Below are 19,757 nucleotides of genomic sequence, written 5' to 3'. Positions count from 1 at the left end.
CGAGGGTAGACGCGGCGGCGCAACGTGCGAAGCTGCGCCGCCATGAAGAACACCTGGATTCGTCTCCTCGTCCCCCTGTTCCTCGTCTCCTCCGCCTGTGCCACCACCGCCCCCGCCTCCCCCGCACCGGAGGCGGCCGCGCCCGAGCGCCCCTTCGGCACGTTGCGTGACCAGGCCACCCGGCAGCAGGCCTGGCTGCGCGAGCGCATGGACACGGCGCTCCCCATGCTGATGCGCAAGTACGGCATCGAGATGTGGGTGGTGCCGATGCGCGAGTACAACGAGGATCCCGTCTTCCCGGCGTTGGTGTCGCCCACGACGTTCGCGGCTCGGCGGCGGACCATCTACGTCTTCCATGACCGGGGTCCGCAGCTGGGGGTGCAGCGGCTCGCGCTGGGCGGCGGGTCGCAGGGCGGGGTGTACGAGACGCGGCGCGCGCAGATGCAGGTGGACCGGGGCGGGACGACCCGGCAGGCCGAGTTGTGGGGGCCGGACCAGTGGAAGGTGTTGAAGGCGGTGCTGGAGGAGCGCAAGCCCCAGGTCATCGGTATCAACGTGTCGCGCACGTTCGCCTTCGCGGATGGCCTGACGCATGGCGAGTACGAGGGCATGGCCGAGGCGCTCGGGCCCGAGTGGACGGCGAAGATGAAGCCGGCTGGCGGGCTCGCGGTGGACCTCATCGCGTGGCGGAGCGCGGACGAGGAGCGCTTCTACGCGGACCTGACGAAGGTCGCGTGGAACATCATCGAGACGGGGTTCTCGAACCAGGTGGTCATCCCCGGCAAGACGCGCACGAGCGACGTGGTGTGGTGGATGCGCCAGCGGGTGAACGACCTGGGGCTGGGGACGTGGTTCCAGCCGTCGGTGGAGGTGCAGCGGCAGGGGAAGACGGAGGCGGAGCTGGGCGAGGATCCGGTCATCGAGCGGGGTGACGTGCTGCACTGCGACTTCGGCGTGACGGCGCTGGGGCTGAACACGGACACCCAGCACATGGGCTACGTGCTGCGCGAGGGCGAGACGGACGCACCGGCGGGGCTGAAGGCGGCCCTGGCGCGCTCGAACCGGTTGCAGGACATCGTGTTCGAGGAGCTGCGTCCGGGGCGCACGGGCAATGAAATCCTGAAGGCATCGCTCGAGCGGATGCGGGCCGAGGGCATCGACGGGACGGTGTACTCGCACCCCATCGGGCTGAACGGGCACGGGGCCGGGCCGATGATCGGCCTGTGGGACCGGCAGGAGGGCGTGCCCGGGAACGGAGACCACGGGGTCATCCCGAACCAGTGGTTCTCCATCGAGTTGCAGGCGACGAGTCCGGTGGCCGAGTGGGGCGGGCAGAAGGTTCGCTCGGCGCAGGAGGAGGACGTCATCATCGACGCGAGCGGGAAGGTGCGCTGGGCGCTCCAGCGGCAGACGGCGTTCCACCTGGTGCGCTAGGACGTCCCTCGTGAGCAGGAGAGGCCGTATCTCATGACGCCGTTGCTGACCCGTCCGAGCAAGAAGACCCTCCTGCTCATCGCCGCCATCTCCGGGGCCCTGTCGGTCGCGCTCTTCCTGCGACTGTCCGCCATCGACCGGGAGCTGAAGCCGTACACCATCATCGGGTATGAGTTCGCCTGGTCGGCCGAGCGCGCGAAGCAGATGTTCTCGGTCTGGGGTGAGACGGGGAGGAACGCGGCGCGGAGCTCACTGCTCCACGACGTCCCCTTCCTGCTGGCCTATCCCTTCCTGGTCTCCGCCCTGACGCTGCTGGCCGCGAGGGCCGCGCCCGGGAAGTATGCGCGCCTGGGCGCGTGGCTCGGCCTGGCCCCGTTCGTCGCGGCGCTCCTCGATGCACTCGAGGACGCGGCGCTCTGGCGCGCGCTGGACGCCTTCCAGCAGCCGCCCGAGCACCTGCTCCAGTTCGCGGCCATCGCGGCCGGAGTGAAGTTCCTGCTGCTCGGCCTCTCGGCGCTCTACGCGCTGGCCGTCTGGTTCTTCCGCGTGCTGGGGTAGGGCTCGCGAGGCTCTCCGGTCTGGAGCGGGCGCTGGGGCTCCCGCTCCCAGGGCGAGCGGGCATGCGTCACCCACCCCAGGTGCCAGGTGTTCACGGGGGCGCTGGTCGATGCGCCCACCACGGACCACCTTTGTGCGCATGGAAAACAACCCGCAGAGGCATCGTGTGGTCATCGTCGGCGCGGGCTTCGGTGGACTTCAGGCGGCGAGCAAGCTGCGGAAGTCCCCCGTCGAGGTGACCGTGCTCGACCGGTACAACCACCACCTGTTCCAGCCGCTGCTCTACCAGGTGGCCACCGCCGTCCTCAGCCCGGGTGACATCTCCGCCCCCATCCGCCAGGTGCTGCGCGGCCGCAACACCACCGTGCTGCTCGCCGAGGCCAGCTCCATCGACATGGAGCGCAAGGTGGTCGTCTGTGACGGCGGCGACATCCCCTACGACACCCTGGTGCTCGCCACCGGCGCCACGCACTCGTACTTCGGTCATCCGGAGTGGGCCCGGTTCGCCCCCGGTCTCAAGACCATCGACGACGCGAGGACCATCCGCGAGCGCGTGCTGCTGGCCCTCGAGGCCGCCGAGCGCGATCCCGACCCCGAGCGCCGGCGCGAGTGGCTCACCTTCGTCATCATCGGTGCCGGCCCCACCGGCGTGGAGCTGGCCGGCGCCCTCGCGTACATGACCCGGCACTCCCTGCCCCGGGACTTCCGCCGCGTCGACGTCTCCCAGGCTCGCGTCCTCCTCCTGGAGGGCCTCCCCCGCGTCCTCAATACCTATCCCGAGGAGCTCTCACAGAGGGCGCGCGCGGACCTCGAGAAGCTCGGCGTGGAGGTGCGCACCGGTGCCATGGTCACCGCCGTGGACGAAGAGGGCGTCTCCGTTGGCGACACCCGCATCCGCGCGCGCACGGTGCTCTGGGGCGCCGGCGTGGCCGCTTCTCCCCTGGCTCGTACGCTCGGCGTGCCGCTCGACAGGGCCGGCCGCGTGAAGGTGGAGCCCACGCTGACCGTTCCCGGCCACGAGGACGTCTTCGTGATTGGTGACCTCGCCTCGCTGATGCAGGACGGCAAGCCGGTGCCGGGCATCGCCCCGGCGGCCATGCAGATGGGCCGGCACGTGGCCAGGAACATCCGCCGCCGCATCGAGGGCCTGCCGCTGGAGCCGTTCCGCTACCACGACAAGGGCTCCTTCGCCGTCATCGGCCGGGGCTCGGCGATCGGCGTGCTCTACGACAAGGTCCGCCTGCGCGGCAAGCCCGCCTGGTTGATGTGGCTGGGCATCCACATCACCTTCCTCATCGGCTTCCGGAACAAGCTGGCCGTGATGTTCGACTGGGCCTACACGTATCTCACCAAGCGGCGGGACGTGCGGCTCATCACCGGCCTGCATGCGGGGAAGCTCCCTCCCATCCAGTCCACCCAGGCGCTTCCTGACGCCGAGGCTCACGGCGAGGAGCACCCCGGTGTCGGCCTGACGCGGCCCGAGCCCGAGCCGACGCACATGCACTGAGTGACCCGGGTCAGACCCTCTCCCTCTGGGAGAGGGACGGGGTGAGGGTATACGGGTCCCGGGTTGCTCTCCGTGTGACGGGGGGCGCACCGGGAGGACGAAATACCCTCACCCTAGCCCTCTCCCAGAGGGAGAGGGGACATGCACGGAACCAAAAAGGCGCTACAGTCACTCGCTCGTTTCCGCAGCGATGATCCAGCTCCGCGCCGTCAACCACCACTTCGGTGAGCACCACGTCCTCAAGGGGCTCGACCTCTCCCTCTCCGAGCGCCGCGTCGCCGTGGTCGGTTCCAATGGTTCCGGCAAGAGCACCTTCGTCCGTCTCCTCAACGGGCTCCTCGTTCCCGATCAGGGTCAGGTCCTCGTCGAGGGGCTCGATACCCGCAAGGACGCCCGTGCCGTCCGCCGCAAGGTGGGCTTCGTCTTCCAGAACCCCGACAACCAGATCGTCCTCCCCACCGTCGAGGAGGACATCGCCTTCGGGTTGAAGAACCTCCGTCTCCCTCCGGCCGAAATCTCCGAGCGCGTCACCTCCATCCTCCGCCGCTACGGTCTGGAGGGCTTCCGTCAACACCCCGCCCACCTCCTCAGTGGCGGTCAGAAGCAGCTCCTGGCGCTCTCCTCCGTGCTCGTCATGGAGCCCCGCTACGTCGTCTTCGACGAGCCCACCACGCTGCTCGATCTGCGCAACAAGCGCCGTCTCGCCCGGGCCATCCACGACATGCCCCAGACGGCCATCGTCGTCTCGCACGACCTGGAGCTGCTGCGCGACTTCGACCGCGTGCTCGTCTTCGACGAGGGCCGCATCGTCCTCGATGACGTCCCCTCCGTCGCCCTCGACGCCTACGTCCGGATGATGGCGTGAGCCTCGGCGTCTACCTCCACCGGGACTCGCCCCTCCACGCCGTCCCTGCGGGCGCCAAGATGCTCGCGCTGCTCGCGGCCGGCACGGGGCTGCTGCTCTTCCGCTCCCTGCCCGTCGTCTCCGCCGCGCTCGCCGTCACGCTCGGCCTCTACGGGCTCGCGCGCCTGCGCCCGCGCGAGGTCGCCCCCGTCCTCCGGCTCTCCGCCTTCGTGCTCGGCCCGCTCTTCCTCATGCAGGTGTGGCTGTCCGGCTGGGTGTTCGCGCTGGAGTCCGTGCTGCGGCTCGCCGTGTTGCTGCTGCTCGCCACGCTCGTCTCCCAGACGACGCGCGCCTCGGACATGCTCGAGTCCCTGGAGCGCGCCTTCCGCCCCCTGGCCCGCTTCGGGCTGAGTCCCGCGCGGCTGGGCCTGCTGCTCTCCCTCACCCTGCGCTTCATCCCCCTGCTGGCCACCTGGCTGCGTGAAATCCAGGAGGCCCAGCGCGTGCGCGGCCTGGAACGCAATCCCCTCGCCGTGCTCGTCCCGCTGCTCGTCAAGACACTCCGCACCGCCGACACGCTCGCCGACGCCATCGACGCGCGCTGCTTCGACCCCGAGGAACCCTCGTGAAGACCCGCGACCTCGTCCATGTCGCCCTGTTCGCCGCCATCGTGGCCGCGCTCGGGCTGATGCCTCCCCTCGCGCTGCCCTTCATCCCCGTCCCCATCACCGCCCAGACGCTCGGGGTGATGCTCGCCGGCTCCTCGCTCGGCGCGCGCAAGGCGGGCCTGTCCCTGCTGCTCTTCCACCTGCTCGTGGCCGCGGGGTTGCCGCTGCTCGCTGGAGGCAATGGCGGGCTCTCCGTCTACGTGGGGCCCACCGGTGGCTTCTTCGTGGGCTTCCTGCCCGGGGCCTTCGTCATCGGCTGGCTCACCGAGCGCGCCTGGTCACGCCTCTCGGTGCCGCTCGCCTTCGCCATCAACGTGCTCGGCGGCATCGGCGTCCTCTACGCCGTGGGGATTCCGTGGCTCGCCGTGGCGGCGAACCTGCCGCTCGCGAAGGCCGCCCTGGGCTCGCTCGCCTTCCTTCCCGGTGATTGCGTGAAGGCGGCCGTGGCCGCCTCCGTCGCCGTCACCCTCAAGCGCGCCTGGCCGCTCATCCAGCCGCCCCGGCCCGCCGGGGCTACCTCGGCGCCCCCGTCATCGACTCCAGCAGCTTCACCAGCGCCTTCTTCTCCTCGTCGGTGAGCTCCAGCGGCTTGATGGTGATGGACACCTCGCCCGCGTAGTTGCCCCGGGGCTCGCCGCCCTTGTCGTACAGGTCGATGACGTCCTCGAGCGTCTTCAGCTCGCCGGTGTGCATGTACGGCGCCGTCAGCGTCACGTTGCGCAGCGTGGGCGTCTTGTAGGCGCCCTCCAGCTCCGCGCTCTTCTGCTTCACGTCGCTGCTCAACCGCTGCAACCGTCCCGACTCGACGCTGCCCGCGGCCGCGTCGCTGTAGGGTCCCGCCGAGTTGAAGGTCCACGCGAGCAGCGTGTCGGCCGCCGCCATCACGCCGCGCTGGCTGTCGCTCTGGTCCTTCACCCCGATGTTGTGGAACTGGTCGTCGCTCAGCATCGGGCCCTTGTGGCACGCGGCGCACTGGCCCTTGCGCACGAAGGTCTTCAGCCCCAGGTACGCCGGGTCCTTCTCGGCCGTGCCCGCCGCCACCGCGGCGAGGAAGCGGATGACGTCCTGGTCGAAAGGCGCGTCGGTGCGGTTCACCGTGCGCTCGTACGCGGCGATGACCTTGCCGAAGTTGGCCAGCAGCTGCTCGTCGTCCTCCTCCTCCGAGGGCAGCTTGCCGAAGAGGCCGCGGTAGTCCTCCGCGTAGGCCTCGGACAGGCGGGCGCGCAGGAGGTCGGCGCTGGAGTCCATCTCGATGGGGCTCAGCAGCGGCAGCAGTGCCTGGTTCCACAGCCGGTCCGCGCGCCCGTCCCACATGAACCAGGTGCTGTAGCCCGTGTTCAGGATGGAGGGCGGGTTGCGCCCGGTGAGCTTGCCGTTGCAGCCCTCCGCCACCGCCGTGTCCACCGTGCGGCCCTCGCCGTCATGGCAGCTCTTGCAGGAGATGGTGCCGCAGCTCGACAGGCCCGGGTCGTCGAAGAGCCGATGGCCCAGCGCCGCCGCCACCGGGTTGTCGCCGTACTTGTTCGTCGGGTCCCTGGGCGGGTTGCGCGTGGGGCTGTGCAGGTTCTGGAGCAGCTCGAGCTCGTCGAGGTTGGGGAAAGGCTCTTCGGGCTCCGTGCACGACAGGCCCAGGGAGCCAGCGAGGGCTCCCGCCAGCATCCAGCGACGCAAGGGTTGACGACTCATGCGAGCACTGTAACCCCGGAATACCGTGCGGGACCATGCCCCCCGGTCAGTCCGCCTCTCCCGTGACGAAGGAGGCGCCCACGAGAAACCGGAGGACGGGGATGTCCACGGCGGTGCCCATGCCGGGCCCTCCGAGGAAGTAGAGATCCAACCCCTTCAGGGCGTGCTTGCGGACGCCCAGCAGCACCTCGCCGCTGGGCCGGCCTCCCTGGAGCGGAAGGTTCAGCAGTACGCTGAGCTCGGGCCGGGTGGAGGTGCCATTCTCTCCGCGCGAGGTGACGGTGGCGCCCACGCGCAGCTCGCTGCCCACCACGTCCTGCGTGCGTTGGGACAGTGGCGACAGGTCATACCCGGGGCGCAGCAGGGCGCCCACCTCGGCGCCCACCTGGTAGCCCTCGCCCTGGATGCTGGCCTGCACCCGGGGGTTCACCGCGAACGTGTCCCGCGCGAGCAGCTCCGTGCTGCCCACCGGCAGTCCGGCCGAGAGCTCCAGGCCGAGGTTCAACGGCGCGCCGTTCTTCACCTGGAGTGGGGCCGCACGCACCGACAGCCAGGGTGTGCCCATTCCCCGGCCCTCGGGCGGGGTGATGCCCCGGAAGGAGTCTCCCTGTTGGTCCACGATATAGGGCAGCTGCGCGCCGAGCTGGAGCCAGGGCAGCACGCCGACGGCGGCGGTGACGTGCCCGGTGAGCCGGTTCTGCACCAGGGCCATGGAGTGGACCACCGGATCCCACGTCCTGGCGAAGTTGAGGGGCAGGTGCTCGAAGTGCGCCTGGAGCGACACGCGGACGACGCCCGGGTCCAACGTGCGGCCGGTGCCCACCACCAGCGAGCCCAATCCGGACGGCTCGAGTTGCAGCCGTTCCAGCTCGAAGGCGGGCAGGGGCTGGGGCGTCTGGGCCATGGCCAGGCCGGGCAAGAGCAGGAGGCAGAGCAGGAGTCTTGGGACCAAGGGAGACCCGGTGGGTGAGGAGCTCGGACGCCGCCCGGCCGCGGGAACGTCCGTCATGCGCGCGACATTCTGGGGCAGTCCTTCCCGCTCGCAAGGGGCATTCCCGTCATGGCCGGTGGAGCCCCGGGTCCTTCTCACTCCGTGCGAGGAGAGGCGGGCGTGGACGCGTACGTGATAAGAGGTGGGTTCGAACAGGCCTTCTTCCTGGGTCTGATGCGAGAGCTGACAGGCCGGGGAGGCCGCTCAGGTGAAGCTGCTGCTGGTTGAGGACTCGCGCTCCGTCGCCGCCTTTCTCGAGCAGATCCTCCGGCGCGAGCCGGACATCGAGCTGTTGCCACAGGTGACGGACGGCCGTGACGCCGTGGCCGCGGTGCGTCGTTGGAATCCCCAGCTGGTGCTGATGGACCTGGTGTTGCCGGGGATGGATGGGGTGGATGCCATCGCGGAGATCATGGCCACGGCGCCCTGTCCCATCGTGGTGCTCAGCGGGCAGTTGGACACGCCCGGGAGGGACCGGACGTTCGAGTCGCTGAGGGCGGGAGCGGTGGACGTGTTGGCCAAGCCCACGGCGGGGGGGCTGGACGCGGTGAAGGAGTTCCGGGAGCGGCTGCTGCGCACGGTGCGGGTGATGGCGCACGCGCGGGTGGTGGGACGGAGGCGGACGCCCCCGAACATGCCGGTGGTGCAGGTGGCGCGGCCCGTGACGACCCTCTCCGAGGGGAAGTCATGCGCGCTGCTGGCGATTGGAGGCTCCACGGGGGCGCCGCCGCTCGTGTACGAGCTGCTGCGGGCGCTGCCCTCGCCGGCACCCTTTCCGGTGCTGGTGGCGCAGCACATCATCCGGGGATTCGAGCCGAGCTTCGCGCGCTGGCTGGGGGGGACGGGGCACCGGACGGTGGTGGCGATGGGGGGGGAGTGGCTGGAGCCGGGGGCGGTGTTCGTGTCACCGGCGGACCGGGACCTGGTGGTGCGGGGAGGGCGGTTGCAGACGCAGCCGGCGAGGGGGGTGTCGGTGCCCTCGGTGGACGTGCTCTTCGAGAGCGTGGCGGGGTTCCACGGCGCGAGGGCGGTGGGGCTGTTGCTGACGGGGATGGGAGAGGACGGGGCGAGGGGGTTGCTGGCGATGCGCCGGGCGGGAGCGCTCACGGTGGTGCAGGACGGCGCGAGCTGCGTGGTGGATGGGATGCCGGGAGCGGCGAGGGCGATGGGGGCGGCGAGTCAGATCCTCACGCCCTCGGAGATGTCGGCGCTGCTGATCTCCCTGGCCCGGAGCTCCGCGCCCTTCCCTCCCTCTCCCTCTGGGAGAGGGTCGGGGTGAGGGTCTGGCGGAGGTCTCCTACGCCTGGACGGGGCCACCGTCGCCTGTTTCCTTCAACAAGCCGGCCCGGTCGAGCAACGTGCGCACCTCATCGGCGAGTGAGACGTGGGCCGGGTTGTCCACGGTGAAGCGCTCGGGGGTGAGGATGACGAGCGAGCCCTTGTCCTCCACGGGCTCGACGCGCACGGGCGCGGGCAGGGGGGGCACCTCTCCCCGGCGGCGTGAGAAGTACATCAGCCAGCCCGTGTGAGGAGGGCCCACGGGTTCGTCCCTGAGATGTTGGTAGCCGTATGAAATCACTCCGCCCCAGTCTGGTTCCCAGGACAACACGAGGGCACGCATCACCTTTGTCAAAACCGGCACGGTGAGCACACGACTCATGTTTGACCGGCGTCCCCAGCCGTCACGACTCCGGGGGCGAACTGTCGAGGCCCCTTAGTTGTTCCTCGGCCATCCGGCGGTATTGCGGCACGATCTCCACGGCGAGCACGTCACGCATCTGTTGGCGCGCACCTTCGGTGTCACCCGAGTCCCGGAGGCTCGTCATCCGGTACATCGAATTCAAGAATCGGCGCTCGCTCTCCCGGAAACGAGAGAGGACCATCCCCATCAGGGCCTCGGCGCCTTCCGGGCTCTTCAGGGCCTCTTCCGTCTCGGTCTCGCTGATGGCTGCCGTGGGGGCGGTCCGGCGAAGAAGGGCGCACAAGTCGTCGGTGAGTGCCAGGGCGTGACCCTGCTGGACTCGGAGGGAAAGCGCCGCGAGTTGCTGCCGGTCGTGTAGGTTCGGATTGAGCCGCCCGGTTGCGTGCACCTCCGCCAGCCCAGCCAAGCTCTCCAGCGTGATTTCGGCTTGCTCCCGGTAGAAGGGGACAACCTCCACGGCGAGCACGTCATGCATGACTTGCTGTGCCCCGTCGAAGTCCCCCTCGTCTCGCAGCTTCTTCGCCCGGTTTCGAGCGTCGGTCAGGCGCCAAGATCCATCATGGATGCGCCGGTCAATTTCCCGTAGCATCGTCGTGGCGGCGGGCAAGCTGCGCAAAGCATCTTCCGCATCCTGCTTGCTGATGGCCACCTCCTGAGCGACCCGCAGAAGGAGGGCGCGCGTCTCGTCGGTGAGGTTCAACGGGGCGCCGTTTTCGAGCACGGCACGAGCCAATTCCCACACATCGTCCCAATCGGTCTCACCGTTCATGTGCGCACTTGCATTTGAGGGTCAGTGGCATTTCTTGGTAGGCCATTTGTGCTGCCCTTCACACAACCGCAGGCAATCGTGGCAATCACCCGTCCACCCGTCGTATTGGTTTGATTCTTACGTCTCTTGGCTGCCCATCGGCGGGAGTGTCCCTGAGAGCGGATGGCACCCCTGGACCGGAGAAGTGCCCGGAAGAAGCCCTGAAAACGATGCGGATTCTTCGGATGCACGTCAGTGACGCTACGGACGTTGAGCTCGACGCCAACCAGATTGGCGCAAGGCCCATCACGCTCCAGGAGGGGCCGGTCGAGAGCGTGCTTGATGGCTCGCTTGGCACGCTTGAGCCCGCCACACGGCTTTACGGACGGGTGTGGACGAGTGGGCCACAGGTTGTCGTCCGGTACTACGAGGCGAAACCACCGGACGGAGATACCGTGCCCATTTGCGCGGTTGCTCGACTTGGAGACGGTCAACTCAGGAAGCGCCCCGAGTCGAAGCCCGGGACACCCTGCCCGAACGCCCCCGCCGGTCGGTGCACTTCTGGTGCAGGTCCCGCGTAGTGGAGAATGTAGCTGCGAGCGCCAGGGGAGACCTGAATTGATGGTTTTTGACCCCCCATCAATTCAAGCCAGGTGCCCGAAACTCTTGGAGAACCGTTTTTTCTCCCACCAAGAGAGGGTCGGGGTGAGGGTCTGCGTCACCCGGCTCTCACCGGAACGAGTCTACGATGTAGACCCCAGCCCCCGAAAACTCGAGTACGGCCATCCCTGGCTTCGAGCCGGGCAATTTCTTGAGCTGGCCATGTGCGAGCCTCGCCACCGCACAGATCGGAATGGTGTCCCCGTCCGGTGGCTTCGCTTCGTAATACCGGACGACGACCTGCGGGCCACCCGTCCAGACGCGTCCGTAGAGGCGAGTGGGCGATTCGAGGGGACCGAGGTCTCCGTTCAGCATGCTCTCGACAGGTCCCTCGTACAGAGTGATGGGACTGGTGTCTGTCTGGTTCACGTCGAGCTCGACAAAGGCGGAGTCCCCCACTCGCAGACGCAGAATCCGCATGGCCTTGAGGGCTTCTTCCGGGCATTTCTCCGGTCCGGGGCTGCCGTCTGGCCTCAGGAGCACGCCGCCCGAAGGGCAGCCCGAGGTCGCGATGAGCAGGACTACAACCACGAGTGGGCGCAGTGCTCTGGTCGAAGGCATGGCTGGCGCTCTTACTCACGGACAAGACGACGATCTAGAAGAATATGGGTCTCCAGCAGACCATCCTGGCGGTACAACTCCACGGTCAGGTCGCAAGGACCCTCTCGTGAAGTGAACGCGCTCTTGTCCACGACGACAGCGAGGGAACCGGATGCGCCCGGGCCAAGCTCGTCCCAGTCTTTCTGTAGCGCGAACGGTTTCGCCTCTCCGAACAACACGGGAGCCTTCTCTCCTGGTCGTGTGGTCAGGAGACGCGCCCCGGACAAGCTCCAAGGCCTGGTCGGATCGCTGTTGGTCACATGGAACAAGACCGCTGCCTTGGCCTTGCCGGTGAGTACGGTGGCCTCGATGGTCGCCCCCTTGTTCTTGAAGTACCAGCGCTTCCGGGCACGAAGCGGCGTGAGCCTCAAAGAGTCTTTCGCCAGGAATCTGGCGAGCGCGTGGTCCTCGGTATCTTCCTTCCAATGACGTCTGCTTGCTTCCTCGAGAAGCTGCGCCCGGGTGCGTGCGTCCTTCAGCTGCGCCTGGAGGGCCTCCCGGGTCTCCGGATCGAGGAACACATTCACTTGTTGGTCGGGCCGCTCCCGCTCCTTCTTCCCGGTGGCCGTTACGGTGAACGGTAGTTCCTTCCCGTCCGTGAGCGTCACCAGTAGGAGGAAGCGATCCTCGGGTTCGAGGTCCTGGAGCGGTACGATGAGCACCGACTTTCCGGCGCACTGCACGGGCTCGAAGCGGCCTTCCCAGCCCAGCATCTTCGTTCGCTCCGGGTCACAGGGCTGCTGGAACCGGAGAACGGTGACCACCTCGCCGGTGACGTACACGCGTTTCGCTTCGTCCTTTGGATCGTCCCGGACATAGACGTTGCGCACGTTGGGTTCACGCTCCCTGGCAACGGCCGCGAACGCCATGAGGAGAAGCAGCAGGGGCGGCTGACGCAGTAGGAACTTCCGCATGGCACGGCACAACCTCTCACAATGGGTTGCATGCACCCGGCCGAGCACGTCTGGGCCGACGAGCAGGCTTCGCACATTATGACATTTAAGGTCGTATTTCCATGCCAACTTTTGCGGTCGTGTCTACAGTGCTCCGCGCATGGGAAACGATCCACGGCAGGGGACGGAGCGCGAGGAGCTGCCCCTCTCCTTCTATGAGCGGCTGGCGGAGGCCTCCGTCGACGAGAAGCTGGTGCTGGCGCGCGAGGCCGCGATGCATCCGGGATTCGACGAGGAGGATGCCTTCGAGGTGGGCAGCCGCGTCGAGGAGGCGCTCGAAGCGGCGGGCCGGTACGAGGAGCTCGAGGGGCTGCTCGATGACTGGCGGGAGCGGGTCCCTCGCGTGCACGACGCGGAGCCGGCGGTGCGCACCTGGCGCGCGGAGCTGTCCCTGCGCCTGCCCGGCCGGGACGTGAAGGGCGCGCTCACCGCGCTGGCTCGCGAGACGGGGGATGCGACCCTGGTGATGCGACTCGCCGAGTGGTGTCTCTACCGGGGCCGCATCGAGGAGGCGCTCGCGGGCCTGTTGGAGGCGTGGCCCCAGGTGCGCGAGGACGAGACGCTCGCCGAGTGGACGCGCGTCGACTATGTGTCGCGCTCGGTGCTCACGTGCATGGACGTGGCGCTGCGCGAGGCGCCGGACCTGGGGCTGGAGGCGTTGAACGCGCGCCTGTCCACCTTCGCCAGGGCGGTGCCGCACTGGGTGGAGCGGGCGCTGGCGCTGCGCACCGGCCGGGAGCCCTGGAAGCGCCGCACCCAGCAGTTCCTGCTCAGCATGTCTCCAGAGGCGTTCTTCGACGAGCAGCGGACGCTGCTGCTGTCCTTCGAGCCGGAGCTGCGTGCGCGGTGGGGCTGGCCGTGGGGGCGCACGCAGCTCGTCTTCCCGGAGCTCTTCCACCTGCTGCCCGGTCCCTTCGGCTACCAGGGGGTGATGACTCGCGCCATGCACGTGCTGCTGCCCGTGCCGGAGGACCTGGAGCACTGGGTGCGCTCCATCCCAGATGAGCGCAGCCTGCACCCGCACGTGCACGCGGCCACGGCCATGGCGCTGCGCCCGTGGAGCGAGTACCTGCACCGGCTCGGGCTGGTGAGCGAGCCGGAGCTGGCGGAGTGGTGGGAGCGCGTCTGGGAGGTGCTCGCGTCCCTGCCCGAGCAGCTCACGGTGTCGAACGACCCCCAACTCGTGGACGAGGCCCACCAGTCCCTGCGCGGAGGGTGGCCCCATGGCTGAGCGGGACACGCGGGAGCTGGTGCGCCAGCTCCTGGAGCACACCCGCCTCGTCCCCTCCCGGCTGCGCGCGGACATCCTCGCGCGTGGCTCCGAGGCGGTGGAGCCGTTGCTGGCGCTCCTCCGGGACGAGTCGTTGACCCGGGAGGAGGCGCCGGGGGGCGGGTACGCGCCCGTGCACGCGGCGGAGCTGCTGTCGGAGCTCCGGGCTCCCGAGGCCCTCGAACCCCTGGTGCGGCGGCTCCTGCTCACCCGGCCCGGGGAGGTGCTCCATGACGCGCTGCTCTACGCGCTGGAGGACCTGGGGCCCGCGGTGGCCCCCGTCGCGCTGGAGGTGCTCGCCGAGGCCCGGACCCTGGATGCGCGCCTCGGCCAGCTCTCCGTGCTGGCTCACAGCGGTGCGCGGGACGAGCGCATCTTCGAGGCGCTCCTCGAGCTGCTCCAGGAGGACCCCGGTCAGGGCGCGTTGGCCCTGGCGCGCTACGGAGACCCTCGGGCCATCGAGCCCCTGAAGCGGGCCTTCGATGCGTGTCCGGTGGACGAGGACGTGGAGGATCTCTTCGCCAACCAGGCCCTCATCGAGCTGGAGAGTGCCCTCGTGAAGCTCGGCGGGACGCTCGACGCGGCCCAGCGCGAGAAGCTCGAGCGGGCCCGGCGCTCGCGGCGGTGGCTCGGCGGGATGCTGTGGCGGATGCTCGACTCGATGTCCCCACTCCCGACGCCTCCCGGGGGGGACGATCCCTGCTGGTGTGGCAGCGGTTTGAGGTACGAGGAGTGCCACCTGGGCCGCGACTCCCGTTAAGGTCCGCTCCACTCGAGGACGCTCGTGGGGCGCCCTGGAGGAGGAGCGCTCCGTTGCCCGGTACCGTACGGGCGGGCACGCGGGCGGTTGCGGGTCGCTCGCCAGGCGGGTGGACTCCACGCGGGAGGCACGTGAGGCGATGAGCGACGAGCAGAGTTGGAGGCCGGCGGAGGGCGGGAGCACGTTGGGGCTGGGTGGCGCGGAGGGCGGCACCATCGTCCGGGACGAGGAGCACCCGGCGGGGTTGCGGCTCACCCTGGAAGAGGACCCCTCGCGCTCGTTCCATGCGCTGACGTGCGGGATTTCGGGGTGGTTGGTGCACCGCCGCTACTTCGACAGCGAGCCGGAAGCCACGGCGGCCTGGGACGAGATGAAGCCAGCCCTGGTGGAACTGGCGATGCAACTCCCAGCGGCCGGGCCCAAGAGCCTGGACCCGGCCACGCGCGAGGCGGGCGTGAAGCTGGGTGCCTTCCTCGCGCGCTTCCCCTGAGGTCCGGACGGCTAGTACGTACCGCCGAACTGGAGCAGTGCCTGGTAGCGCCCGTTGCCGATGTTGTTGTCGACGGGGGCGAAGTCCTGCTCGAACGGGATGTTGTAGTTCACCCGGGCATCCGCGGTGAGCAGCCTGCCGATGTTGTAGCGCAGGCCCACGCCGGCGGGCACGTACCCGCTGGTGTCATCCTGGAAGCCGAACACCGGGCCGGCGCCGCGCACGTTGAAGTTCTCGATGCCGATGCCGCCCATGACGTAGGGCTGCAGCCGCGTGGGGGTGAGTCCCACGGTGACGGCCGCCTGGGCGCCGTTGCGCACGATGTCCGCGCCATCGGCCACGCCGCCCGGTCCCGCCAGGTCGATGTCGTTCATGCCGCCGCTGTAGCCCACTTCCAGGCCGAGGATCTTCGAGGGCTTCACACCGACGGTGGCGCCATAGGCGAAGCCCGGGTTCAGCTCGGGTGCGAGCTGGCCGGTGTAGCCGTCGGTGCCGCCGCCCAGCAGGATGTAGAGGCCCGTGTCCGCCCCTCTCTCCACGGTCCGGTATACCGGTCGTGGCTCATCCTGCCCGGCCTGTCCGGAGCCGCCGTATGGCTGCTTCCAGCTGTCGTCTCCCGCGAGTGCCGCGCCGCCCCACAGCGCCGCGACACACAAACCCATCCGGATGACGGACTTCATGGTGATGGACTCCTTTCGAGTGTCCGCTGGCAAGCTGGGGTTGAGGCGGAGAGGGTGGCAATGGCTCGAAGCGAGGGGTCCGGCTCCTCGCCTGGAGTCCAACGGACGGTAGGGGAGGGGCAGGCAGGAGGGAATACGGGCCGGGACGACCTGACATGTCAGGCCCGGAGGGCACACTGCGTCTGGTGCGCCGTTCCTTTCCAAGGAGTCCCCATGTTCCGCCAGACCGGACAGCTTCCGTTCACCAGGCCGGACACGGCCTGTCTCCGCTCCCCCCTCCCGTGCTGGGCGAAGGGCCAGCGACGGGACTCCCCTCGCGTCGTGACGCGGGAGGTGCCGTCGTTCCTGTCTCCGGCGCCTCCCCGCTCCGAGGGAGAGGCCCTGCTGCGGCGCATCTTCTCACGGGGTGAGGTGGTGTAGGTCACAGGGCCACACCCGGCTCCGGCATCCGGGTGTGGCGAGCGCCCGCCTGTCAGACCGCGGTGCGTTGAGATCCGGGTTTGCTCCCGGAGTGTCGGACATGGCACATGTTGGCTGGAATGCGGCGAGACAGGGTGCACGGCCTGCTGGGGCTGGCGATCGCGTTGATGCTGGGCCTGGGCGGGCCCGCGCTCGCGTTGGATCCCACCCGTCGCGTCACCCAGTACAGCCACGACTTCTGGAAGGACGAGGACGGGCTGCCGCAGAACACCGTCTTCACGCTCGCGCAGACGCGGGACGGCTACCTGTGGGGCGGCACGTGGGAGGGCCTGGTCCGCTTCGACGGCGTGCACTTCACCACCTATGACAGGCGCAACACGCCGGAGCTGCGCGACGAGGTCATCCGCGCGCTCGCCGAGGACGCCGCGGGCACGCTGTGGGTGGGCACGGTGCGGGGGCTCGTCTCGTACCGGGAGGGCCGTTTCCAGCGCGTGGACGTGGAGTCGGGGCCGGGAGAAGTGGAGGTGCGCGCGCTCGCGCCCGGTGCGGACGGCCGTCTGTGGGTGGGCGTGGACGAGGGACTCTTCTCCCTCGAGGACGGGCGGGCGAGGCGTTACGGCGCCGCGCAGGGACTGCCCGACGAGCGGGTGCGCGCGGTGCTGGTGGACCATGGAGGCACCGTCTGGGCGGGGACGGCCCGGGGACTGGTGCGCCTGAACGGGGAGCACCTGGAGCCGGTGCGTCTGCCGGCCGGGCCCCCGGGCCGCTCGTCGGTGCGCGTGCTGCTCGAGGCCCATGACAAGTCGGTGTGGATCGGCACGGACGAAGGGTTGATCCGCCTGGACGAGGGCCGGACCCGGCTCTTCACCACGCGCGACGGGCTGCCGGCCAACAAGGTGCTCTCGCTGGTGGAGGATCGGCACGGCAACCTGTGGGTGGGGACGGATGGGGGCGGGCTGGCGCGCTGGGCGGGCGAGACCTTCGCGGTGCTCGGCCTGAAGGAGGGCCTGTCCGGCGCGAGCGTGCCCTCGTTGCTGGAGGACCGTGAGGGCACCCTGTGGGTGGGGACGATGACGGGCGGGCTCAACCGGCTGCGCGACGGCACCTTCGTCTCCTTCGGCCAGCCCGAGGGCATTCCGGATGAGCTGACCTCGGTGGTGATGGAGGATCGGCAGGGTGCGCTGTGGGTGGGCACCTTCTCGGGCGGGCTGGCGCGGATGAAGGACGGGGTGACCACCGTCTTCGGCCCGGAGCAGGGGCTGCCGCAGGGCAACGTGCGCGCGCTCGCCGAGGACCGGGAGGGCACGCTGTGGGTGGGCACCACGGGAGGCGCCTTCCGCTACGACGGCCAGCGCTTCACCCGGGTGGGCGAGGAGCAGGGGCTGGTGGGCGAGGTTCTCTTCTCCCTCTTCGTCGACTCGCGCGGGGACGTGTGGTTTGGCACCAGCAAGGGCCTGAGCCGCCTGCGCGCGGGCACCTTCACGTACTTCGGTCCGGAGCGCGGGGGCCCGGATCAGCCCGTCGTCTCCGTCGCGGAGGACTCCGAGGGGGCGCTCTGGTTCGGTTCCTTCTCGGGGCTGTACCGGCTGTCGGGCGACACCTTCGCGCGCTACACCACGGCGGACGGGCTGACGGGCAACCGGGTGCTGGACGTGTACGCGGACCCGCGGGGAGGCCTGTGGGTGGGGACGAGCAAGGGGCTCACCCTGCTGCGGGGCGGGCGCTTCACCCGCTTCACCACCGCGCAGGGGCTCTATGACGACGCCGTCTTCCGCATCCTCGAGGACGCGGAGGGGCACCTGTGGATGAGCTGCAACAAGGGCATCTCCCGGCTGTCGCGGCGCGAGCTGGAGGAGGTGGCCCAGGGCCAGCGCACCACGGTGCAGCCGCTCATCTTCGACCGGCGCGACGGCATGCGCAGCTCCGAGTGCAACGGGGCCATGTTCCCCGCGGGGTGGCGCTCGAGGGACGGGAGGCTGTGGTTCCCCACGCTGCGGGGCGTGGTGGCGGTGGAGCCGGCGGAGGTGGTGGTGCGCTGGCCGCCGGCCGAGCCCCGTCTGGAGGAGGTGCGGGTGCAGGGCAAGCCGGGCCCGGTGCCGGCCACCGGCGGGCTGGTGCTGGAGCCCGGGCAGCGGGACGTGGAGTTCCGCTTCACCGCGCTGTCGCTGGGCGACTCCACGCGGGTGCCCATCCGCTACCAGCTGGAGGGGTACGACAAGGAGTGGGTGGACGCGGAGGACCGGCGCGCCGTCTCGTACACGCACCTGCCGCCGGGGGACTACCGCTTCGTGGTGACGGCGGCCAACCGGGACGGGGTGTGGACGGAGCCCGGCGCGGTGGTGAAGCTGAAGCTCATTCCGCTCTTCTACCAGACGAAGTGGTTCTACGCCCTGTGCGTGCTGGGGGTGGTGGCTCTGGGCGGGTACGCGCTGAAGGCGGTCCGGCTCAAGAGGCGCGAGCGCTGGCTGGAGGCGCGCGTGGAGGAGCGCACGCGCGAGCTGGCGGCCGCCAACCGCGAGCTGGACGAGAACCTGCGCGCGTTGCGCCAGGCCCAGTCCCAGCTGGTGCAGGCGGGGAAGATGGCGGCGGTGGGCACGCTGGCGGCGGGCGTGGGGCACGAAATCAACAACCCGCTGGCCTACATCGTCTCCAACCTGGAGTTCGCGAGCACGGAGGCGGCGGCGCTGGGCAAGGAGCTGCCCGCCCACGCACCGGGCCGCAAGCGGCTGGAGGACATGGATCGGGCGCTGCGCGAGGCCTGGCACGGGGCGGACCGGGTGCGGCGCATCGTGAGGGATTTGAAGACGTTCTCCCGGGGCGACGAGGAGTCACGCGGGCCGGTGGACCTGAACGCGGTGCTGGACTCGGCGGCCAAGCTGGCGGGCAACGAGCTCACCCCGCGGGCGCGGCTGGAGAAGGAGTACGTGGACTCCGCGTGGGTGGACGGCAACGAGTCCCGGCTGGCACAGGTGTTCCTCAACCTCATCATCAACGCGGCGCAGGCGCTGCCCGAGGGGCAGGCGGCGCGCAACGAGGTGAGGCTGGTGACGCGGCGGGACGGGGAGCGGATGGTGGCGGAGGTGCGGGACACGGGGTGTGGGATACCGCCCGAGGTCCTGGGTCGCATCTTCGACCCCTTCTTCACCACCAAGCCGGTGGGTGTGGGTACGGGGTTGGGCCTGGCGCTGTGTCATCGCTACATCACTGCGATGGGGGGAGACATCACCGTGGAGAGTGAGCCGGGCAAGGGCACGGTGGTTCGTGTGACACTGAAGGTGGCGGTGGCGCCCGTGGCCCCCCAGCCCCAGCAGGGAGTACGTCCGGTGCAACAAGAGCAGGAGGGTGTGCGCGTGCGTGGCCGAGTGATGATCGTGGACGACGATGTGATGGTGAGCTCGGCGGTGCGGCGCACGCTGGCGCGCGAGCATGACGTGGAAGTGGTGACGAGCTCGCGTCAGGCGTTGGAGCTGCTCAAGGGTCCGAAGGGGCAGCAGCTGGACGTGATTCTGTGCGACCTGATGATGCCGGACCTGACGGGGATGGACCTGCACGCGGAGCTGACGGCGGCGGCGCCCGAGGTGGCACGGCGGATGGTGTTCCTCACCGGAGGTGCCTTCACGCCGGCGGCGCGGGCGTTCATGGATCAGGTGCAGAACGCGCGGGTGGACAAGCCATTCGATCCGCAGAAGCTGCGCGAGCAGGTGCGCGACTGGGTGGTCAAGGCGCGCAACGCGGAGCCGGGCCAGGCGGCGTGAGGGCCCGGGTGTGAGGCCGTGAGGAGCGCCA

19 protein-coding genes are annotated in these 19,757 nt (G+C 69.6%); 12 read left to right on the top strand and 7 right to left on the bottom strand.

Going from position 1 to position 19,757, the window contains the following annotated elements:
• Nucleotides 1-42 precede the first annotated feature (42 nt).
• The 6 genes from NR810_RS12360 to NR810_RS12335 all read left to right on the top strand — a co-directional run bounded on the left by NR810_RS12360 (nt 43) and on the right by NR810_RS12335 (nt 5,589).
• Nucleotides 43-1,434 (top strand): aminopeptidase P family protein, encoded by a 1,392-nt coding sequence (locus NR810_RS12360; protein WP_257451706.1) that lies wholly within the window; start codon nt 43-45, stop codon nt 1,432-1,434.
• 33 nt (nt 1,435-1,467) lie between these two features.
• Nucleotides 1,468-1,992 carry a hypothetical protein gene (locus NR810_RS12355; RefSeq protein ID WP_257451703.1) on the top strand — a complete coding sequence of 175 codons (525 nt, stop codon included), beginning with the start codon at nt 1,468-1,470 and terminating at the stop codon, nt 1,990-1,992.
• Nucleotides 1,993-2,131: 139 nt separating this feature from the next.
• Nucleotides 2,132-3,499, top strand: a complete 1,368-nt coding sequence (locus NR810_RS12350; protein ID WP_257451700.1) for an NAD(P)/FAD-dependent oxidoreductase — start codon at nt 2,132-2,134, stop codon at nt 3,497-3,499.
• Nucleotides 3,500-3,689: 190 nt separating this feature from the next.
• Nucleotides 3,690-4,364: an energy-coupling factor ABC transporter ATP-binding protein gene (locus tag NR810_RS12345; RefSeq protein WP_257451698.1), complete on the top strand. Its 675-nt coding sequence runs from the start codon at nt 3,690-3,692 to the stop codon at nt 4,362-4,364.
• Nucleotides 4,361-4,972, top strand: coding sequence for an energy-coupling factor transporter transmembrane component T family protein (locus tag NR810_RS12340; protein ID WP_257451694.1), 612 nt, complete (start codon nt 4,361-4,363; stop codon nt 4,970-4,972). The genes NR810_RS12345 and NR810_RS12340 overlap by 4 nt, the downstream gene beginning before the upstream one ends.
• The gene (locus NR810_RS12335; RefSeq protein WP_257451692.1) at nt 4,969-5,589 is read left to right on the top strand and encodes a biotin transporter BioY; all 621 of its coding nucleotides are present in this window, start codon (nt 4,969-4,971) and stop codon (nt 5,587-5,589) included. The genes NR810_RS12340 and NR810_RS12335 overlap by 4 nt, the downstream gene beginning before the upstream one ends.
• On the opposite strand, the gene NR810_RS12330 is transcribed toward NR810_RS12335, so the two are convergent.
• Complete coding sequence (locus NR810_RS12330) at nt 5,525-6,682, bottom strand: cytochrome-c peroxidase (protein WP_257451690.1); 1,158 nt, start codon at nt 6,680-6,682, stop codon at nt 5,525-5,527. The genes NR810_RS12335 and NR810_RS12330 overlap by 65 nt on opposite strands.
• A 61-nt stretch (nt 6,683-6,743) precedes the next feature.
• Nucleotides 6,744-7,649, bottom strand: a complete 906-nt coding sequence (locus tag NR810_RS12325) for a flagellar motor protein MotB (RefSeq protein WP_257451687.1) — start codon at nt 7,647-7,649, stop codon at nt 6,744-6,746.
• Between the two features lie 247 nt (nt 7,650-7,896).
• Here NR810_RS12325 and NR810_RS12320 point away from each other — a divergent pair, with 247 nt between their 5' ends.
• Entirely contained in the window at nt 7,897-8,967 is a 1,071-nt protein-coding gene (locus NR810_RS12320) for a chemotaxis protein CheB (protein ID WP_257451684.1), read from the top strand.
• Nucleotides 8,968-8,985: 18 nt separating this feature from the next.
• On the opposite strand, the gene NR810_RS12315 is transcribed toward NR810_RS12320, so the two are convergent.
• The 4 genes from NR810_RS12315 to NR810_RS12295 form a co-directional block, all read right to left on the bottom strand.
• Entirely contained in the window at nt 8,986-9,348 is a 363-nt protein-coding gene (locus NR810_RS12315) for an immunity 52 family protein (protein WP_326522498.1), read from the bottom strand.
• A 22-nt stretch (nt 9,349-9,370) separates the two neighbouring features.
• Nucleotides 9,371-10,159: a DUSAM domain-containing protein gene (locus NR810_RS12310; protein ID WP_257451682.1), complete on the bottom strand. Its 789-nt coding sequence runs from the start codon at nt 10,157-10,159 to the stop codon at nt 9,371-9,373.
• Nucleotides 10,160-10,867: 708 nt separating this feature from the next.
• The gene (locus tag NR810_RS12300) at nt 10,868-11,359 is read right to left on the bottom strand and encodes a serine/threonine protein kinase (protein ID WP_257451681.1); all 492 of its coding nucleotides are present in this window, start codon (nt 11,357-11,359) and stop codon (nt 10,868-10,870) included.
• Between the two features lie 11 nt (nt 11,360-11,370).
• Nucleotides 11,371-12,312, bottom strand: coding sequence for a DUF2381 family protein (locus NR810_RS12295; protein ID WP_257451680.1), 942 nt, complete (start codon nt 12,310-12,312; stop codon nt 11,371-11,373).
• A gap of 139 nt (nt 12,313-12,451) precedes the next feature.
• Between NR810_RS12295 and NR810_RS12290 the strand changes: the two genes are divergently transcribed.
• From NR810_RS12290 to NR810_RS12280, 3 genes are all read left to right on the top strand, one after another.
• A complete protein-coding gene (locus NR810_RS12290; protein WP_257451679.1) occupies nt 12,452-13,582 on the top strand; it encodes a hypothetical protein in 1,131 nt (376 codons plus the stop codon).
• Entirely contained in the window at nt 13,575-14,381 is an 807-nt protein-coding gene (locus tag NR810_RS12285) for an SEC-C domain-containing protein (protein ID WP_257451678.1), read from the top strand. The genes NR810_RS12290 and NR810_RS12285 overlap by 8 nt, the downstream gene beginning before the upstream one ends.
• A gap of 139 nt (nt 14,382-14,520) precedes the next feature.
• A complete protein-coding gene (locus NR810_RS12280) occupies nt 14,521-14,871 on the top strand; it encodes a hypothetical protein (RefSeq protein ID WP_257451677.1) in 351 nt (116 codons plus the stop codon).
• A gap of 11 nt (nt 14,872-14,882) precedes the next feature.
• On the opposite strand, the gene NR810_RS12275 is transcribed toward NR810_RS12280, so the two are convergent.
• Nucleotides 14,883-15,551: a porin family protein gene (locus NR810_RS12275; RefSeq protein ID WP_257451676.1), complete on the bottom strand. Its 669-nt coding sequence runs from the start codon at nt 15,549-15,551 to the stop codon at nt 14,883-14,885.
• A gap of 213 nt (nt 15,552-15,764) precedes the next feature.
• Between NR810_RS12275 and NR810_RS12270 the strand changes: the two genes are divergently transcribed.
• The gene (locus tag NR810_RS12270) at nt 15,765-15,971 is read left to right on the top strand and encodes a hypothetical protein (protein WP_257451675.1); all 207 of its coding nucleotides are present in this window, start codon (nt 15,765-15,767) and stop codon (nt 15,969-15,971) included.
• A 107-nt stretch (nt 15,972-16,078) separates the two neighbouring features.
• On the top strand, nt 16,079-19,726 hold the full coding sequence (locus tag NR810_RS52090) for a two-component regulator propeller domain-containing protein (protein ID WP_306818081.1): 3,648 nt from the start codon (nt 16,079-16,081) through the stop codon (nt 19,724-19,726).
• Nucleotides 19,727-19,757 lie beyond the last annotated feature (31 nt).

The organism is Archangium lipolyticum (assembly GCF_024623785.1).
GTDB classification, from domain to species: domain Bacteria; phylum Myxococcota; class Myxococcia; order Myxococcales; family Myxococcaceae; genus Archangium; species Archangium lipolyticum.
The sequence above is the reverse complement of the archived record's forward strand: the minus strand, read 5'-3'. Positions and strand labels throughout refer to the sequence as shown.

Coding starts and splice junctions, on each gene's coding strand:
- NR810_RS12360 (WP_257451706.1), top strand. CDS start 43: ATGAAGAACACCTGGATTCGTCTCCTCGTCCCCCTGTTCCTCGTCTCC.
- NR810_RS12355 (WP_257451703.1), top strand. CDS start 1,468: ATGACGCCGTTGCTGACCCGTCCGAGCAAGAAGACCCTCCTGCTCATC.
- NR810_RS12350 (WP_257451700.1), top strand. CDS start 2,132: ATGGAAAACAACCCGCAGAGGCATCGTGTGGTCATCGTCGGCGCGGGC.
- NR810_RS12345 (WP_257451698.1), top strand. CDS start 3,690: ATGATCCAGCTCCGCGCCGTCAACCACCACTTCGGTGAGCACCACGTC.
- NR810_RS12315 (WP_326522498.1), bottom strand. CDS start 9,348: ATGAGTCGTGTGCTCACCGTGCCGGTTTTGACAAAGGTGATGCGTGCC.
- NR810_RS12310 (WP_257451682.1), bottom strand. CDS start 10,159: ATGAACGGTGAGACCGATTGGGACGATGTGTGGGAATTGGCTCGTGCC.
- NR810_RS12300 (WP_257451681.1), bottom strand. CDS start 11,359: ATGCCTTCGACCAGAGCACTGCGCCCACTCGTGGTTGTAGTCCTGCTC.
- NR810_RS12295 (WP_257451680.1), bottom strand. CDS start 12,312: ATGCGGAAGTTCCTACTGCGTCAGCCGCCCCTGCTGCTTCTCCTCATG.
- NR810_RS12290 (WP_257451679.1), top strand. CDS start 12,452: ATGGGAAACGATCCACGGCAGGGGACGGAGCGCGAGGAGCTGCCCCTC.
- NR810_RS12285 (WP_257451678.1), top strand. CDS start 13,575: ATGGCTGAGCGGGACACGCGGGAGCTGGTGCGCCAGCTCCTGGAGCAC.
- NR810_RS12280 (WP_257451677.1), top strand. CDS start 14,521: ATGAGCGACGAGCAGAGTTGGAGGCCGGCGGAGGGCGGGAGCACGTTG.
- NR810_RS12275 (WP_257451676.1), bottom strand. CDS start 15,551: ATGAAGTCCGTCATCCGGATGGGTTTGTGTGTCGCGGCGCTGTGGGGC.
- NR810_RS12270 (WP_257451675.1), top strand. CDS start 15,765: ATGTTCCGCCAGACCGGACAGCTTCCGTTCACCAGGCCGGACACGGCC.
- NR810_RS52090 (WP_306818081.1), top strand. CDS start 16,079: ATGTTGGCTGGAATGCGGCGAGACAGGGTGCACGGCCTGCTGGGGCTG.